Consider the following 16,863-nt stretch of genomic DNA (forward strand, 5'->3'; position numbering starts at 1 on the left):
TTCCCGACGCTCCCCTTTGCCATCGCCTATTTCGTGCGGTGCCAAAGGCGGGGCGTTTTTTTTGCCAACAACTTATTGATCGCATAGCCGCGCTAGGAAATTTCCTACAAGCAAAGGGATTTTCCCTACATAGCGCCCTGATCAGCATCCCGATAATGAGCCTCAGACGCCACGCTCTGCCCCAGACGGGATGGCGACGTCGATCCGTCTCAGGGCCTTCGGGCTCAAGGACATTTACTCAATATCTGGAAGTGATCATGAAAAATTTTGCGCTCAAAGGTTTGTCCCTGGCCCTGGTTCTGGCAGCTGCTTCGCAAGCCGCAATGGCCGCCGACGGTGAAATCAACTTTGTCGGCAGCGTGACCGACAACACCTGCCCGGTCGTGGTGTCCGACCTCAACGGTTCGGCCGGTGCCGGCGACGTCGGCCTCGGCAGCGTGCCGGCGACCTCTCTGGCAACGGCCGGCGCAGTAGCGGGCGGCGGCGCGTTCACCCTGACCATCGACACCACCGCACCTGGCTGCAACGTCACCGGCAAGAAAGCCGTGGTCAAGTTCCTTTCGCTGAGCGGCAACGCCGGTTCCAGCGGCCAGTGGATCGGCCTACTGCCGGAAGCCGGCGTGGCCACCAACGTCGCCGTGCAGATCAAGGATGCGTCCGGCAAAGACGTGCAACTGGGCCTGGAATCCTCGCCTTATCTGGACCTGACCCAGCCGCTGCGCTTCACCGCCAACTACGTCGCCACCGGCGCCGCCACCTCCGGTCCGGCCAACGCCAAAGCCGCGTTTACCGTCGACTACCAATAAGTCCGGTCTGCAGCCGGCGGCGATTGGCGCCGCCGGATGCCCTTCCCTTTGCCACGGTTTTTGTGGCCGTGCCGACAAGAGGATGAACGCAATGAACCCAGCAAAAACCCCCTTCAAAACCGCATCGGTATTGGCCGTATTGTTGAGCGCGACGTTGCTCAGCAGTTTCAGCCAGGCCGGTGTGATGCTCGGCGGCACGCGCATCGTGTACGACGGCAACAAACGCGATGCCTCGATCACGGTCAGCAACACCACGGCCGAGCCTTACGCGGTGCAAGCCTGGATCAACACCGAGGCCGACGACAACACCACCGCCACGCCATTTGTGGCCACGCCGCCGCTGTTTCGCCTCGATCCGCGGAAAGAGCAAATGGTGCGTATCCAGAAAGTACCCGGCGATCTGCCGCAGGACCGCGAATCGGTCTTCTATTTCAACGCCCAGGAAATTCCGCTGGCCGGCAAGGCCGACGCCAACACCCTGAAAATCGCCATGCGCACGCGGATCAAAGTCTTCTATCGCCCGCCCACCCTCAAGGGCAGCGCGATGGAGGCACCGCCGCAACTGCGCTGGAGCCTGCAACAGGAACAAGGCAAACCGGTGCTGGTGGTCAACAACCCGACAGCGTTTCACGTGTCCTTTATCGGCGTAAAAGTCGAGGCCGGTGCGCAAGTCGTTGAAGTCAACGAACCGAAAATGGTCGCGCCGATGAGCAGCCAGCGTTACGCACTGCCGGGTTTCAGCGGCCGCAGCGGCGCGGTGGTGTTCTCCGCGATCAACGACTACGGCGGTTACAGCGAGCCGAAAAAAGTCGAGCTGAGCAGCGCCCCGTAACACCGCCACCCCTTTCCTTGCGAACCTGCCTGCACGCTGCCGATGCCGCGTGGCGGCCGAGTGTTGAGTATTGTCATGCGAATCGAAGCCCTGAACCGTCATCGTCAGTCCGCGCCTTTTGTTCCATTGCATCTGTCGGTCGCCATTCTCGCGGCGCTGATGGGCAGTTCGGCAAGCGCAGACGAACCGGCGAAGTTTGATGCCAGCTTCATGCAGCCCTTCGGCGGCGCCAGCGCCGGGCCCAACCTCGATCTGGACGCCATCGCCAATAGCGGCAGCATCGGCCCCGGCACCTATCCGGTGGTGATCCGTCTGAACCAGAGCTTTTTCGACCGTCGCGACATGACCTTCGCCAAGGACGCAAAAAGCGCTGAAGTGCGCGCCTGTCTGTCCGAAGCGTTTCTCAAGGAACTCGGGGTCAAGGTCGATGCGTTCCTGCCCCCGGGCGAAACATTCCCCGCGTGCATCGACCTTGCCGCGCTGATCGAAGGCGCTTCGGTGAGCTTCGACGCCGGGCGTCTGGCCCTCGACATCAGCGTGCCGCAGATCGCCCTGCGCCGCGACGCCGCCGGTTATGTCGCCCCCGAAGAATGGGATCGCGGGATCAACGCGGCGATGCTCAACTATCAGTTCTCGGCGGCCAACACCCAGTCCGACGCCCGTGGCAACGGTACGCAGTACAACCTCTACGCCAACGGCGGATTCAACCTCGGCGACTGGCGTTTTCGCTCCAGCTCCTCGTTCCGTCAGGACGAAGACGGCCAGCAGGACTGGCAGCGCAGCAACACCTACGCGCAGCGCGATTTGACCGCGATCAAAGGCACCCTGACCCTCGGCGAAAGCTTCACCCCGGGCGACGTGTTCGACAGCATTCCGTTTCGCGGCGCCCAGGTGGCGTCGGACATGGGCATGTTGCCGGACTCGATGCAGGGTTATGCGCCGATCATTCGCGGCATCGCCGAAACCCAGGCCAAGGTCGAAGTGCGGCAGAACGGCTACTCGCTGTACACCACGTACGTCGCGCCCGGGGCGTTTGAAATCGACGACCTCAACGCGGCGTCGGGCAGTGGCGACCTCGAAGTGATCATCACCGAAGCCGACGGCCGCGAGCGGCGCTTCACCCAGCCGTACGCCACGCTGGCCAACATGCTGCGGGAAAAAACCTGGCGTTACAGCGCCACCGCCGGTGAGTACAACGCCGTCGACGGCGGCCAACGTCCGGTCTTCGCCCAGGCGTCGCTGGCGTACGGTTTGCCGTTCGACCTGACGTTGTATGGCGGCCTGTTGGGCGCCGACTTCTATCGCGCCGGCGTCGTCGGCGTGGGCAAAAGCCTCGGCAGTCTCGGCGCCGTGTCGCTGGACGTGACCCAAGCGCAAACCGACGTGCCGAGCGGCTCCGGGGTCGCGGCTGGCAAAGAAAAAGGCCAGAGTTTTGGCGTGCGTTACGGCAAGGCCTTCGAAACCGGCACCTCGGTACGCTTCGCCGGCTATCGCTATTCCACCGAAGGCTATCGCGACTTTGATGAAGCGGTGAGCCTGCAAGAGCCGAACGAATTCAACACCTTCTCCAAGCGCAGCAAAGTCGAAGCCAGCATCAACCAGGCGCTCGACAGCTACGTCTCGTTCTACCTGAACATGAGCAAACAGAACTATTGGGGCAGCTCGCGCGAAGATAAACAGATGCAACTGGGCTTCAACACCCAACACAAGGGCGTGACCTACGGCATCTACGCGAGCAAGACCCTGACCGACAACTTCGGCCAGAACAATCAAGTGGTGTTCACCGTGTCGATGCCCATCGGCCAGACGCGCAGCACCGGCACCTACACCGTCACGCGCAACAACGACGGCAGCCTCGACCAGCGCGCCGGCCTGAGCGGGCGCGACGGCAACCTCAACTACAACGTCAACGCCAACCGCTCCGACAACGGCGGCAACAACGGCTCGGCCCTGATCGGCTACCGCGCACCGTTCGCCCAACTCGGCGCGGGCGTCAGCGTCGGCAGCGGCTACCGCCAGACCTCGGTGAGCGCCGCAGGCTCCGTGCTCGGTCACAGCGATGGCCTCGAATTCGGCCAGACCCTCGGCGAAACCGTGGCCCTGGTCGAAGTCAAAGACACCCCGGACGTCGGCGTCCTCAACGCCCCCGGCACCCTCACCAACGCCAAGGGCTACGCCCTCGTGCCGTACGTCACGCCGTACCGCAAAAACCGCGTGGCCCTCGACACCGGCGAACTGGACAACAACATCGACATCGAAGAAGGCGTGACCAACGTCGTGCCCCGTCGCGGCGCCGTGGTCAAAGCCAGCTTCGCCGCCAGCCGCTCGGAAAAAGCCCTGCTCAACGTGCGCCTCAAGGACGGCAAACAACCGCCGTTCGGCACCCCCATCACCAACGAAAAAGGCGCCAGCGCCGGCGTCGTCGGCCAGGCCGGTCAAGTGTTGCTGTCGGTGGGTGAAGGCAAGGTCTACCAAATGAAATGGGGCGAAAAAGCCGAACAGAGCTGCCGCATCGAACTGGACGTGAGTAAAGCACCGCTGGTGGATGGTTATCGCGTGGCGGACGCCGTGTGTCAGTAAAACCGGGGCTTGATGCGCGTTGATGATCGACGCTGTTTAAGGATGCCAGGCCTCACACGCCTGGCATTTCAACGACCGGTTTAAAAACGTTCCGAGATACGTCCGACAGGCTACAACGCCTTGCGCCGTTGCCTACGACTACGCCAGAATCCGCCGGCTTGTGCGCCGGGTGGGCGGGTTCTATCGTGGGTCGGTCACTGAATAGCAGTGATCGGGTTTGGTAGCCCGTGTATACAAGGTGCGCAATTTCACTATTGGCGAAAGTCTTCGCCTGGCTTTTATGGTGGTCATGCGCAGGGCGCTTTCGAGCGCGCCGGTTTTCCTTGTGTCCCGGTCTACCAACCTGTGCATGGCCGCCACCCATCGTTTGGTAGCGAGTGGGTGATGGCTCCTTTTAAGCGACACAAGGGAGTTACATCATGTTCAAGATCACACCGAATCCGCCAGAAACCGATCCAATCGCAGGCGACGAATCCCCCGACGCCAAGAAATTCAACGAAGCCGTCGACCGCGCCCTCTCCCACTACCTCGGCCCTGCCCCGGAAATCATGCTCACCCCGTACCAAACCAACAAGATGTTTATCGCCAACCCGAACACCAAGACTGAGGAATTGCTGGTGAATGCCAGTGAATCACTCGGCTCGGCTTCGGTGATGCTCGGGGATGTTATCGGGCTAGTTCACGGACCGGCACGCAAGACGCTGCAAGGCATTGCGCAGGTGGTGATGCTTGGGGAGTTGGCGGTGAATAGGGCGTTGGATAACGTGGTGCCGACGGAGTAACGAAAATTCCTCCATGACGGCTAGGATGTCGTCATGGAGGTTGATCAGATATACGCACCAAGATTGAAAATAAATCAGATAGAAAGTAAATCCGTCCCTTTTTTCTATGACCGATTACCTCATACGATGCTTACACCCTAGCAAAGGTACTGGGACTGTCGTTCCTGTTGAGTGGCATTTCACATTACTGCGTCGAGAGACCAGCGTTGAAACTCAGGCATGCGCTGAGGGGTGACGTGAAGGATGGCGACGGGCAAGTGCAAGTGCAAGTGCTCGGTGGTGAACTGCGACTTGATCGCAAGCTCAGGCGTGTGCACCAACAATCGTGCTGGCGCATTGGTCGAAGCAGGCGTTCACGCATGCGCTTCGTTCTGGTTTCCGATGTGGAAAAAGACGAACTGGAGACCTTGGGTCAACCTATGCAAAATGGTGCCTGAACCACTTTCCTCTCAAACACTTTTTCCGTGTGCAGGGCAAGCCTGACAGCGAAGACGGAAGTCCATTTAGCATTGAGTTAACCATAGTGACTGTATTGAAGACACTTCGAGAAAGGATGTATTGATCGTCACTCAATCCTAAGTGCTGCTTTACAGCGGACCGTAGCATCTGATTAGATAGAGGCACTTTGACATCAATTCGTTAACCCTCCCTTTTACTCACCATCTGAGATCACCAATGGAAAATGGACAAAAGAAACTCAAGGAGCTTTTCGATGGAAGAAAAGTATTCAGTATCCCGGACTATCAGCGAGCATACGCGTGGGATAAGACACGCCAACTCCCGGACTTCCTTGAAGACATTGAAAACCAGTCGTTAGGCCGCGATTACTTCCTAGGGACGATCTTGTTTCAGGAAAGGGATGAGAAATTACAAGGCTACGACGTAATTGACGTGGTGGATGGCCAGCAGCGCATCACAACAATTATCATCTTCATGAAAACCCTTCTTGATGAACTGGCGACACGACTGGGTCCCGAGGAGTTCGTGGATAAAGGACTCGATCTGGTGATAGAGACCTACATTAAAAGTCGAAACCGAAGCAAACTCAATGCCATTTCTCCGGACAACGACTTTTTCCAAGATTATATTCTAGAAGACCAGAACGGTGCGGACTACATAACCACGCCGTCACAGCGTCGACTCTACAGCGCCAAACAGTTTTTTGCCGAAGCGCTCGCAAAAAAACCGACCACTGAACTATTGGAATTGAAAACCAAGTTGGACTCACACACAAAAGTCCTTACTTACTCCGTAAAAGATACAGCGGAAGCGACGCTTATTTTTGAAACGACGAATGATCGTGGTAAAGGCCTAACCCACCTGGAGAAGATCAAAAGTTTCCTCATGTACAAGACTTATCTGGCCACAGGCGAAGACGTCGACGTACACCTTCGTTCGATTCAGGAACGCTTCACTGAAATTTATCGAGAACTTGAACAGTTCGATGAGAGACTTTCGGAAGACTCTGCACTTCAATATCACTGCATTGCATTCGAGAAATGGAGTGATAAGTCTGATTACCAGCAGCCTGTCAACTACATTCGCAACAAGATTAATCCACTGATAAATTCCGGCAAAAAGGACGAGGCACTAAGCTTCATTGATCGATTCAGCAAAGAGCTAAAAGAAAGCTTTACAATTCTCAGACTTTTAATGCAATCGCAAAGTCAGGGTTTTAGAGATCTTGTCTGTCTGGATCGCTTAGGCGCATTTTATCCACTTCTAACGAAAGCTTACAAATTTGACACCTCTGCCAACAAGGCGAACTTCGACTTGGTCTGTAAATTTCTGGAAATTTACAGCTTTCGCGTATTTTCTATTCAACAGGCACGCTCCAACACTGGTCAACCTGCACTGTTCACTGCTGCAAGGGATTTTGGCGGGAAGTTTACCCCCTTGTTCGACAGACTCACCACCCTCATTAATCATCACAGCCCTAATAAATTCTTTAAGGAAAATCTGCAGTACACTGATTTTTATGCGTACATGCACTCCAAGGACATGAGCTACCTGTTCTGGAAGTACGAAAACTACCTTCGCCAGACAGAACAACCCATTTGTGCAGACATGTCAGAGCGCGAATACAGGGATGCTACCAAGCGTACCAATCTGACAATAGAACACATTGCATCACAAACTCCCGAAGCGCTGGGTATTATTCGGAACGTTTCAATACTTCCTGCGTTGAATGAAGCGTTTCTGGAAGAGCATATCAACCGGCTGGGCAACCTAACATTCGACCCGGCCTCCGCTAACTCATCAAAGGGCAACAGCAACATCCAGCTTAAAAACTCCAACTATTTCAAAAAAGCGCCTTACAAAACTCAAAACGAACTGGATAGTTTCATTATCGATGGTAAATGGAGCATCGGTTCCATTGAGGCCCGGGGGAAAAAAATCATAAAATTTTGCCTGCAACGCTGGAACCCTGAATATCTGGAAACCCCATAATATTGATGTCAGACACCTGCGCTCGCTGAACAAAGCGTCAAAGCTTCAGCTCGGCTGGTTATCAACGCCGGGTTGAACAGCGAATGCTGCTGAAAAATGACTGAAACCATTCCAATTATTGTCGTAAAAGCAATACAGCCAGACAATTCTTAGGCCCTTAGCCAGGCTTAGTTCTTAACTGCAAGGAAGCCAGCCATATGTCTACCCCAAAAAAGCATCATTACGTCCCCAAAGGAATACTAAAAAATTTTACTGCCGACACAGCTCAGGAAAAAATAAATTATATTGACAAATTTTCCGGAGAGCTACACAGCAGCAGCACACAAAAAGTTGCCCGCCAGCACTACCTATATAGATTTTCCGAAGGAGGTAAATGCCTTGAGAAAAGCTATTTTGGTAAAATCGATAGTGCAGGACCAATCGTTATTGATAAAATCGTAAGCGACGCACCATTGGAGAAACTGACACTTAAAGAACAAAAAGACTTACGAAGATTTGTCTCTGCTCAAATGCTGAGGGTACCTGCCATCCTGAAGCAACTGGAAAACTTTGATGATGACATTTCAAATGCATTTGATGGTGAGCATTCCATAATCAAGGAAACCGCACACATTGACTTCCTGAATTCAATCCTTAAAGGTGTAGACATCTATGATGATCTACTTTCGAAAAAAAGTATGACCGTACTGGTACAGCGGGACGCCTCGCAATATTTTGTGATTGGCGACGCACCGGTCATAACTAAAAACTACGGACCTAACGCAACCTCACAAATCGGACACTCACTCCCTATCATTGACTGGGACTTTATCTCATTACCTCTATCGCCTAAACACATATTGATATACTTCAATCAGTCTGACCAAGTCGACATCCGACAACTCGCGCAGGAAAACAATGACTGGCAATTCATAAAAGCTGACAAGTTTGTTTTCTCCGCATCAAAAGAGCTACTCTTGACCGAACTAAAAATATATCACCAAAACGCATATAGATTCATAGAAAAAACCAAACCCGAGTACATAGCTGAACACTCTTTAAAATACGGCGACAAAATCGAGATCGGCCCACCTAGAATAGCCTTTACGGAAACTGCAAAAAAACAGATAAGAGACTTACTAATTAAATCTTCAAAAAACAAGAAACCTTAAGTTAACACCTGCCATCACTGAGTTCGTCGCCGATGTAGCGAACTCGCTGCCCTCGACATCGCATAAAGAGATAAAAAAGAAATTAGCGAATTTTCTAGAAAACCATTCCATTCTATGAACGGACGTTGAGCAGCAACTCGCTGCTCTTTCTTTGGCTTCGGCAAACCTACAGCATAAGCGCCACGCACTGATGCCGCTCTTGTCGCCAATCAAAAAAAAAAACACGAACGTTCCCGAACGCCTGACCAAGTCTTTGTGCAAAGGCTACCCATCAGAGCGCCAAATCTGATGTTTTCAACTCTCAAACAGCGTCCAGCCATGGCAAATGTCATCAAATTCTTTCGCCGTAAAAAATAATACAAGTTCCTCAGGGTTGAATGTTTCTTGCCACTAGTTCCAGTACCCAGGAATAGGGTCTATCGTTATCACGTTATTGCAGGCGGTATTTTCCAATATCCCCAGAATGATATCAGGCTGCACTCAACTCGAACCTTTCACCTTGGTTCAGCGCCCAGAGTTTTCCGACAAGGCTGTCATCCCCGACCACCGCTTCATCTGGCGCCATCAGATACCGTGTATAAAGTTTTTTGTAGTCGGGCGCTTCTGGGCATGGACCAACCCTTTGATGAAACGAGAACTGCCGAGGGGTCCAGAGATCTGAATTGATGGCGTGCTTTGGCCGAAAGCAAAACGGTCATCAGCCATACCCACTCGATGCTCAAGTGCGGCTGTGATCTTGAAAAAAAATAACCTCAACCCTTCTTCTTCAACAATTTATTCAGGTAGTACTTCACACTCCAGCGATCCTTCGGTCTCGGTTTGTAATGGGTTTTGTTTCTTTGCGAAGGATCAACCCCCACCCCACTCGCCGTGTAGTAATAAAGCGCAATCGACCGTCGAGTGATGCGCTCCGGCGTAGTCAACGGCTCCGGATGCCCATGGTTACTATCCTTATCCGTATTAAAAATCACACACCGGTTATAAACCGGCAGCACCTTCTTCAGGCATTTCTTCATCCCTACATCCCAAAGCTCCAGGTTGCCGCCGTACGCCTCCTGCCAGTCCTCGGTCAGGTAAATGATCACGTTCAGCCGACGCTCAATATTGAGCTTTTTGTTCAGCCGAAAATCCGAGTGCACGCCGAGGAAACCGCCGGTTTTGGTTTCGTGTAATCCACCGCCAGCAAAATAAGGGTCAGGAATCAGCCCTTGAATGCCGGTGAGTTTTTCGAGGAATTCCAGCATGGGTGCGGAGTTGAAGGTGTTGAATACGTTCTTCAGGTACGGGCTGCAGGCGTTGGGGCTGATCTGGCGTTTGAGTTGGCCTTTGTAGCCGCGCTCGTAGATTTGTTCGTTGTTGGTCGGTTCGACGGGGAAGTGTTCGCGGATGCTGGCGATGACATCGGCTTGCAGGAAGTTGTCGATGACGATGTGCGGGAATGGCGTGGCCTGGGTGTATTCGTGGGTCAGCGATTCGCCGAAAGCGCTGGCGGCGGTTTGGTCGAAGTCGAGTTCGGGGGTCAGGGTGATGGGGAGTGTTTGCGTGTTGGCTTGCATTGCCGCTCCAATTGACTTGAATGCTTTCAGGTCTCGGTAAACAAGGCTGGGCGCTCTGCGCGGTGCCTTGGTTTTTTGCTGAGTACGGATGCGAGCAGGTTGCCATGTCGGCCATGGCCTGCCGAGTGTCCGTTGCGTAAACGTGGGGCGGCGCTGTAACGGCATGTTTCTGGCTGTCACAAACTCGTCATATTGCCTCTGCTAATCTCGTCGGCGCCCTGCCCTACACCCCAGTCCGAGAGCCCCCAACCGAAGGTCCCGCCAAGGTGTTTCCGACTCCCGTTCGCCAGCCAATCATCCTGCGCTCCGACAATCTCCGTTCCGATGACTTCGGCGCGTTGTTCTCCCGATTCTTCGGCAACCGTTATTCCGACTCCCCGCCGCTGCCGTCGAACATCATTATCGGCGGCGTTTATGGGCGGCACGATGGCGTCAGTTTCCGGCGCATGCATTACCACGGTGATTTCAGCGTTTCGTTTCCCGATCCGCAGGATGAGATTACGTTTGTGATCCCAACGGCGGGCAAGATTGTTTTCAATCACGCGACCGAGTCCATCGGTGTGACGCATATGGGCCTGGCGGTTGATAAGGCCGATATTCGTTCGATGCGCTTTGTTGATGATCATGCGCATCACGGCATGTCGATCAATCGTCATCAACTCACCGAGCGGTTGTCGATGCTGTTGGATAAACCGATTGTGCAGAAGATCGTTTTTGCACCCAGCGTGGACCTGAACACTGCAGCGTTTCAGGGGATTCGGGCGTTGATTGATCTGGCGACGGGGGCGGAGTTTGATCTGTTGCTCAACAGCGGGACGTTGATGCCGTCGCGGTTGCGCGAGATGTTAATTGATGCGGTGCTGGAGGCTTGGCCGCACAATTTTTCCGAGGCATTGCAGCGGCCGGCGCCGAGGGTTGCGCCACGGCATGTGAAGTTGGCGGTGGAGTTTATTCAGGCGCATCCGGAGCAGTTGGTCAGTGGCGTGGATCTGGCGCGGTTGAGCCATGTCAGTCAGCGCGCGTTGCAGGAGGGGTTTCGGCGGTTTGTCGGGATGTCGATTGTGGGGTATCAGCGGCAGGTGCGGCTGGAGCGGGCTTATGAGGTGTTGAAACGGCGGGGTTCGGGATCGGTGACTGAAGTGGCGTTGCGATTTGGGTTTAGTAATGTGGGGCGGTTTTGTCGGTATTTTCAGGGGGCTTATGGGGTGAGTCCGGCGGATTTGCGGGGGCGCGGTTGATCGGTTCTTACGCTGGAATGCTGATTGTGGGAGCTGGCTTGCCAGCGATGGCGGTGGGTCAGGCAATGGAGATGTTGGCTGGGCTGGCCAAATCGCTGGCAAGCCAGCTCCCACAAGGATTTTTGGTGTGCCTGAGATTGTCGGCATCCCATAGGGATTTTTGGTGTGGTTGGGATTGATGGCAACTCATATAACCTTTGGTGTTGGTTGGATTGGGGTCTTCCTTGACCCCGCTTCTGTTTAGAACGCGTAGCTGGCCTTGAGGCCGCCGTTGAAGCCGTGGCTGTCGCCGCCGCCATTGGCGCCTACTTCTGCACCCAGGCTCAGGGCGCCGAGGCTGGCCATCACATTCACTCCGCCGCTGAACTGGTCGCGATTATCAAACGCCGCACGTTGTTCGATGTCGAGGCCCAGCAGGTGGCTTTGGCTGTCGACTTCGTTGTCGCCCAGTGTGCGTTCGTAACCGACTTGTACGCCCGGCACCAGTTGCCATGCGCCCATCGTCACCGGGACAAAACCTACGTTGAGGTTGGCGACGGCGCTGCGGCGGGTGGCGCTGTTGTCGTCGACGTTGAGTGCCAGTTCGCTGCCCTTCTCTTTGAAGCCGTTGAGGTCGAGGTGGCTGACGCGCAAACCAAGGCTTGGCTCGAAGGTCATGCCGTTGACCGGGGCGCGGTAGCCGAGGGCGACGGTGGCGCCGGTGAGGTTGCCGTGGGTATCGCCTTTCGCGGTGCCGAGGCCGCCGCCGAGGTCACGTTTGCTGTCGTAGTCGACGTAGCCGGCGCTGGCGTTGGCGTCGAGGAACAGGCCTTGTTCGAGGCTGGTGAAGCCGTAGCGGGCGCCGATGTTGAGGAAGGTGAAGTCGGTGTCAGCCTCGCCCCCCGCGCCGCCGACCGTGCCTTTGCTGTAGCCGAAACCGCCACGTGCGCTGAGCTGTTCGCTGAAGCGTTGGGTGATGCCGACCATCAGGCCTTGGCTGTGTTCATTGCTGCTGTCGGCGTGGGCCGAGCCGTCGGTGCCGAGGTAGCCGGCGAGCGCGGTGGTCCAGAGGCGGTACTGGCCGACCTTGAGGTCGCTGCCGCTGGCGAATGCTGCGGCGGCTTGTTCGATCATCGCGTTTTGCCGCAGCAAGTAGCTGGCGGCGTCGGCGTGCACCTGGCCGCCGACCTGCGATTCAACACCGCCGAGGGTGCCGGCGTCGATGGCCGATTGCAGGTAGTAGTTGTAGGCGCTGTAGGTGCCGGACAGGTTGGTGTTCTGCAATTGGCGGAGCAGTTCGGCGCCGGCGGCGGCGTTGCCGATCAGCCCGGCCTGACCCGGCAGGCTGTTGTATTCGACCAGTTTGCCGCGCAGAACGTAGATGGTTTCCTGTGACAGCCCGAGGCCCTGCTTCAGGTAGTTGTCCATGCTGCCGTATTGCGCGGTGACTTCATCGAGACCGGCCTGAAGGTAACTGGCCTGGACGCCCAGCAACGGCTCGTAAATGGCGGCCATGCTCGGCGGCAGCACTTTGAGCGTGGCGGCGACGCGGGCGGCGGTATAGTCGTTGGTCGCCAGGTAATTGGCCATGATCGTTGCGTTGTCGACACCGGCGATGCTCTGCAACACGGCGGCGGTCCAGCCGGTGCGATCCTTGCCGGCGGTGCAGTGGAACAGTTGCGCAGCGTCGACGCTGGCCAGTTCATTGAACAGGTTGCCGAACTGGCTGCGCATGCCGGCGTCACTGACGAAAGCGCGGTTGGTCTGCTCCATCATGGCGATGGCGTCGGCGGCGCTTTTGAAGGAAATATTGGTGATGTTCGAGCCGGAGGTAGTGCTGCCGATGATGTCGATGTTCTGCCAGGTTGCGCCGCTGATCATCGTGTCGGGGGTGGCGGCGATTTCGCTGGGGGTACGCAAGTCGTAAACGGCTTTGATACCGAGGCCGTTGAGAATCGCCAGATCGGCCGCGGTCGGCGTCAGCGCGTTGGAACGGTAGAACACCCCGGCGCGCATCGTGCCGTCGTGGGCCGTGGTGTACGCGGTGGTGATGCCGGCGACGTCGCGAAAGTTGTCGATGCCTTGCAGGCGCGGCGTGTCGAGCGGCACAGACTCGGCAGCATGGGCGGCGGCGATGGACAGGCTCAGTACGGACAGCGAACACAGAAGACGTTGAAACACGGTGCAGCCTCATTGTTTAAGCGTTGGGCTGATCACTATGGGTAGGCAAGTGATACTGAATATGACAGTTTTGCTTTGAAGGGAAATGGCTGCGCGAATGGGCCGTGGGGTGCGTGATTGGTCCATCCACCGGTAGGGAAAGTCTCAGGAACTAACGAAAATGGAAGATCAGATTCGAATGGCAACACGTGAAGATGCCGCCATGATCAGTGAACTCATCGTGAACACTTTGCGTGAGTCCAATGGGCGCGACTATTCGCCAGACGTTATAGCGCAGGTGCAGCGCAGCTTTGCACCGCAGGCGATTCTAGACTTGTTGAGCAAACGTCAGGTTTATGTGGCGACTTGGAATCAACACATCGTGGCAACCGCCAGTCTTGATCAGGACGTGGTTCGCAGCGTGTTTGTCGAACCGGGCTGTCAGGGTAAAGGGCTGGGTAAGCGGCTGATGGAAAAGCTTGAGTCGGTCGCTGTTAGCCAGACTTTCACCAAGCTGCAGGTGCCCTCTTCGATCACCGCTGAAGGTTTTTATCGCTCGCTTGGGTTCGACAGGGTTCGGGATGAATATCACGGTGCCGAACGCACGATCATCATGCAAAAGCTGTTGTGACCGCAGCGGCAGCCCCCTGTAGGAGTGAGCCTGCTCGCGATAGCTAGAGTGTCATCTAGCACATCAACGGCCTGACCCACCGCCATCGCGAGCAGGCTCGCTCCTACACGGGTGCGTGGTGTTCGCAGAATCGGCGGTTGAACATAACCACTCGCGCAGTCAGCCTGGTTGATCTACAGCAATATTTGCCCCACACAGCGGCGTTATTCTGCAGTGGCTGAAAACAGCCGTGCTGTGCGCACGTCACAGGCCTTGTGGCCAAGGTGGCGCTAAATGAACAAAAAACGCATTGTCTGGGGGAGCATTCTCCTGGGCCTTCCGTGTGTCTTGCTTCCGGTCCTTTTGATGGGTTACGTCGCCTGGATGTTGAATCTGGCAGCGGCTCAGCAACGTCTGGAAATCCTCGCTTCCGTCGCCTCCAGCCGTGCCCACGGGACTTTCAGTGAAGCGGCCGGCGCACTGAAATCCATCGCTGGGTCGCGTCTCGCGCCGTGCACGCCGGAAAGCATCGACGAGATGCGTCTGCTGACTATCAACACCCTCTCGGTGAAGTCGATCGGCTACGTCGAAGAAGAGATTTACGCCTGTGGTTCCTGGGGACCGGTCGGGCAGCACGCGACGCCATGGCGCGAGGATTTCACCACCTCGGACGGCGTGCGCGTTTCACTCGGCGTGCAGTCGCGCATCGTTGCGGCGAAACCGATGATGGCGCTGCAGTATGCGGCGTTCAACGTGCTGGTCGATCCCGAGCAGTTTCTGCATGTCATGCTTGATGAGGATTTGCACCTGGCGGTCGGCACCGCGTCCGGGCAATTGATCAGCGCCTCACGCCCGGGCGCGGAGCACTTCCTCGCTCGCGTGCATTCCGGTCCGCACTCGGGGCTCGACGACGGCTACCTCTACACCCTCGTGCACAGCGGCGACTGGGTCGCCATCGCCGCGCTGTCGCGCCATGAGCTGATGCAAGGCTTGATCCGCCGGGAGTTACTGCTGTTGCCCATCGGTGGTTTGCTCGCCGGGGTGCTGGTGTTGCTGATCGTGCGCCGCACCCGGCAACGTCTGTCGCCGCTGGCGGAACTGCAACTGGCGGTGCGCAATCGCGAGTTCGTTGTTCACTATCAACCGATCATCCGCCTCAGCGACGGTGCCTGCGTCGGTGCGGAGGCACTGGTGCGCTGGCAGCATCCGGATGGCTCGCGGGTGTGCCCCGATGCGTTTATTCCGCTGGCCGAGCGCAGCGGTTTGATTCTGCCGATCACCGATCAGGTCATCGACAATGTGATGCGTGACCTCGGCCCGTTGCTGGTCAAGGAGCGCAGCTTGCACGTGGCGATCAACCTGGCGGCGAAGGACGTCAGCAGCGGCCGCTTTCTGCCGATACTCGACGCTGCGTTACGCCGCGCCGACGTGCAGCAAAAGCAGATCTGGCTGGAAGCCACCGAGCGCGGCTTCGTTGAGATTGATGCTGCCCGCGCCACCGTCAATCGCGCCCGTGAGCTGGGTTATCTGGCGGCTATCGATGATTTCGGCACCGGGTTTTCCAGCCTGCAGCATTTGCAGCAACTGCCGCTGGACGTGCTGAAGATCGACAAGTCGTTCGTCGACAATATCGATCAGGATGCCGCGACCGGCACCGTGACCGGCCACATCATCGAAATGGCCAAGAGTTTACGTTTGCAGATCGTTGCTGAAGGTATCGAGACCGAAGCGCAGCGCGATTACTTGCACCGTCAGGGTGTGCAGTTTGGGCAGGGTTGGCTGTTTGGCAAAGCGATGCCGGCGGAGGAATTCTTGCGGTTCTATCAAGAGCGGGCAAACGTGCTTGTCGACCATCCAGCGCTAGAAAGCGTGTAACTATCGCCGAGCCCCGGACAAGCCACCCGCCAGCCGATCAAGAATCTGCACGAGCTCAGGTCGCGTCCATTTTTCCCACGGTACGATCTCCTCGTCATCACCGGTGTGCCTATGCTCTCCGGAATCAAACGCCAGGTAGATGGAAAAAGCCGGCTCGGGCATTTCGGCATCCATGCCGAGGTTGACGATATCGCCGAACAACAGATTCATCACCTCGTCGCACGCGTGAAAGTCGCGTACACCGCTAAGGAACTGATCGGCCATGGCAATCGCGACTTGATTCAACAGGTCGCGAGGATTCATCTGCACAGCCTGACAAATAAGGCTCAAGTCGTGAATCGTGTCTTGCTCCAGAATTTGCAAAACGTAAGCAAGATCAGCGCGGCTCAGGGTCGGCAATGCGTGTCCTCCGGGCGTACAGTGAAGTGTGCGCGCAGCATGCAATGGATCGCCGCCAATGCCAACGTCTGCTGCACACTTCAATTGGTTTTGCTGACAACCTTGATGTCTGTAATCCCTACCCGCTTGGCCTGCTCGAGAATCTCCTCGGCCGTCGAATCCGCAGTGGGCATGATCAAGCCGTTTTCCGCGTCGCCCAGATGCAGTTCCAGCAAGTGCATCGCAGCCTCATGGTTGGCCAACTCCTGTTCCTTGAGTTCAAGCAGAAAGGTACGAGGCTCGCCGTTGAATCGGTAATCGATGTGAAAGGTGTACATGATGTCATCCGCGTCAGTAGAAAAAGGCACTGATCATCCTGACGCAGCAGTCAGTTTTTAGTTCAATCGCAAAGCGAAGCGGTCAGACCTCCCCGCGATTCAAGGGAAGTCTCGACATGGTCGTGTT

At 56.2% G+C, this 16,863-nt stretch carries 13 protein-coding genes; 9 read left to right on the forward strand and 4 right to left on the reverse strand.

The window, feature by feature from the left end; all coding sequences use genetic code 11:
- Positions 1–257 precede the first annotated feature (257 nt).
- The 6 genes from ACIF4X_RS03940 (at position 258) to ACIF4X_RS03965 (ending at position 8,602) form a co-directional block, all read left to right on the forward strand.
- Entirely contained in the window at positions 258–806 is a 549-nt protein-coding gene (locus ACIF4X_RS03940) for a fimbrial protein (protein ID WP_093433268.1), read from the forward strand.
- 91 nt (positions 807–897) lie between these two features.
- A complete protein-coding gene (locus tag ACIF4X_RS03945; protein WP_397481010.1) occupies positions 898–1,638 on the forward strand; it encodes a molecular chaperone in 741 nt (246 codons plus the stop codon).
- Between the two features lie 75 nt (positions 1,639–1,713).
- Positions 1,714–4,218 (forward strand): fimbria/pilus outer membrane usher protein, encoded by a 2,505-nt coding sequence (locus ACIF4X_RS03950; protein WP_397481011.1) that lies wholly within the window; start codon positions 1,714–1,716, stop codon positions 4,216–4,218.
- A 419-nt stretch (positions 4,219–4,637) separates the two neighbouring features.
- Positions 4,638–5,000 carry a DUF6124 family protein gene (locus ACIF4X_RS03955; RefSeq protein ID WP_150774761.1) on the forward strand — a complete coding sequence of 121 codons (363 nt, stop codon included), beginning with the start codon at positions 4,638–4,640 and terminating at the stop codon, positions 4,998–5,000.
- 675 nt (positions 5,001–5,675) lie between these two features.
- Positions 5,676–7,451 (forward strand): DUF262 domain-containing protein, encoded by a 1,776-nt coding sequence (locus ACIF4X_RS03960; RefSeq protein ID WP_397481012.1) that lies wholly within the window; start codon positions 5,676–5,678, stop codon positions 7,449–7,451.
- Between the two features lie 197 nt (positions 7,452–7,648).
- Positions 7,649–8,602 carry a DUF4238 domain-containing protein gene (locus ACIF4X_RS03965; RefSeq protein WP_397481013.1) on the forward strand — a complete coding sequence of 318 codons (954 nt, stop codon included), beginning with the start codon at positions 7,649–7,651 and terminating at the stop codon, positions 8,600–8,602.
- Between the two features lie 752 nt (positions 8,603–9,354).
- Here ACIF4X_RS03965 and ACIF4X_RS03970 read toward each other — a convergent pair.
- On the reverse strand, positions 9,355–10,158 hold the full coding sequence (locus ACIF4X_RS03970; RefSeq protein ID WP_397481188.1) for a 2OG-Fe(II) oxygenase: 804 nt from the start codon (positions 10,156–10,158) through the stop codon (positions 9,355–9,357).
- 266 nt (positions 10,159–10,424) lie between these two features.
- Here ACIF4X_RS03970 and ACIF4X_RS03975 point away from each other — a divergent pair, with 266 nt between their 5' ends.
- Positions 10,425–11,396, forward strand: a complete 972-nt coding sequence (locus tag ACIF4X_RS03975; RefSeq protein ID WP_397481014.1) for a helix-turn-helix transcriptional regulator — start codon at positions 10,425–10,427, stop codon at positions 11,394–11,396.
- Positions 11,397–11,636: 240 nt separating this feature from the next.
- Here the strand turns inward: ACIF4X_RS03975 and ACIF4X_RS03980 are convergent, their stop codons facing one another.
- Positions 11,637–13,556, reverse strand: a complete 1,920-nt coding sequence (locus ACIF4X_RS03980; RefSeq protein ID WP_397481015.1) for a tyrosine-protein phosphatase — start codon at positions 13,554–13,556, stop codon at positions 11,637–11,639.
- 160 nt (positions 13,557–13,716) lie between these two features.
- Here ACIF4X_RS03980 and ACIF4X_RS03985 point away from each other — a divergent pair, with 160 nt between their 5' ends.
- Together ACIF4X_RS03985 and ACIF4X_RS03990 are read left to right on the forward strand one after the other, a co-directional pair.
- Entirely contained in the window at positions 13,717–14,166 is a 450-nt protein-coding gene (locus tag ACIF4X_RS03985; protein ID WP_397481016.1) for a GNAT family N-acetyltransferase, read from the forward strand.
- Positions 14,167–14,511: 345 nt separating this feature from the next.
- Positions 14,512–16,020, forward strand: coding sequence for an EAL domain-containing protein (locus ACIF4X_RS03990; protein WP_397481017.1), 1,509 nt, complete (start codon positions 14,512–14,514; stop codon positions 16,018–16,020).
- On the opposite strand, the gene ACIF4X_RS03995 is transcribed toward ACIF4X_RS03990, so the two are convergent.
- Positions 16,021–16,323 carry a hypothetical protein gene (locus tag ACIF4X_RS03995; protein WP_397481018.1) on the reverse strand — a complete coding sequence of 101 codons (303 nt, stop codon included), beginning with the start codon at positions 16,321–16,323 and terminating at the stop codon, positions 16,021–16,023.
- 176 nt (positions 16,324–16,499) lie between these two features.
- Entirely contained in the window at positions 16,500–16,766 is a 267-nt protein-coding gene (locus tag ACIF4X_RS04000) for a hypothetical protein (protein ID WP_397481019.1), read from the reverse strand.
- Positions 16,767–16,863 lie beyond the last annotated feature (97 nt).

It is taken from the genome of Pseudomonas sp. NPDC085632, assembly GCF_044541255.1.
In the GTDB taxonomy this organism is placed as follows: Bacteria; Pseudomonadota; Gammaproteobacteria; order Pseudomonadales; family Pseudomonadaceae; genus Aquipseudomonas.

Coding starts and splice junctions, on each gene's coding strand:
- ACIF4X_RS03940 (WP_093433268.1), top strand. CDS start 258: ATGAAAAATTTTGCGCTCAAAGGTTTGTCCCTGGCCCTGGTTCTGGCA.
- ACIF4X_RS03945 (WP_397481010.1), top strand. CDS start 898: ATGAACCCAGCAAAAACCCCCTTCAAAACCGCATCGGTATTGGCCGTA.
- ACIF4X_RS03950 (WP_397481011.1), top strand. CDS start 1,714: ATGCGAATCGAAGCCCTGAACCGTCATCGTCAGTCCGCGCCTTTTGTT.
- ACIF4X_RS03955 (WP_150774761.1), top strand. CDS start 4,638: ATGTTCAAGATCACACCGAATCCGCCAGAAACCGATCCAATCGCAGGC.
- ACIF4X_RS03960 (WP_397481012.1), top strand. CDS start 5,676: ATGGAAAATGGACAAAAGAAACTCAAGGAGCTTTTCGATGGAAGAAAA.
- ACIF4X_RS03965 (WP_397481013.1), top strand. CDS start 7,649: ATGTCTACCCCAAAAAAGCATCATTACGTCCCCAAAGGAATACTAAAA.
- ACIF4X_RS03970 (WP_397481188.1), bottom strand. CDS start 10,158: ATGCAAGCCAACACGCAAACACTCCCCATCACCCTGACCCCCGAACTC.
- ACIF4X_RS03985 (WP_397481016.1), top strand. CDS start 13,717: ATGGAAGATCAGATTCGAATGGCAACACGTGAAGATGCCGCCATGATC.
- ACIF4X_RS03990 (WP_397481017.1), top strand. CDS start 14,512: ATGGGTTACGTCGCCTGGATGTTGAATCTGGCAGCGGCTCAGCAACGT.
- ACIF4X_RS03995 (WP_397481018.1), bottom strand. CDS start 16,323: ATGAATCCTCGCGACCTGTTGAATCAAGTCGCGATTGCCATGGCCGAT.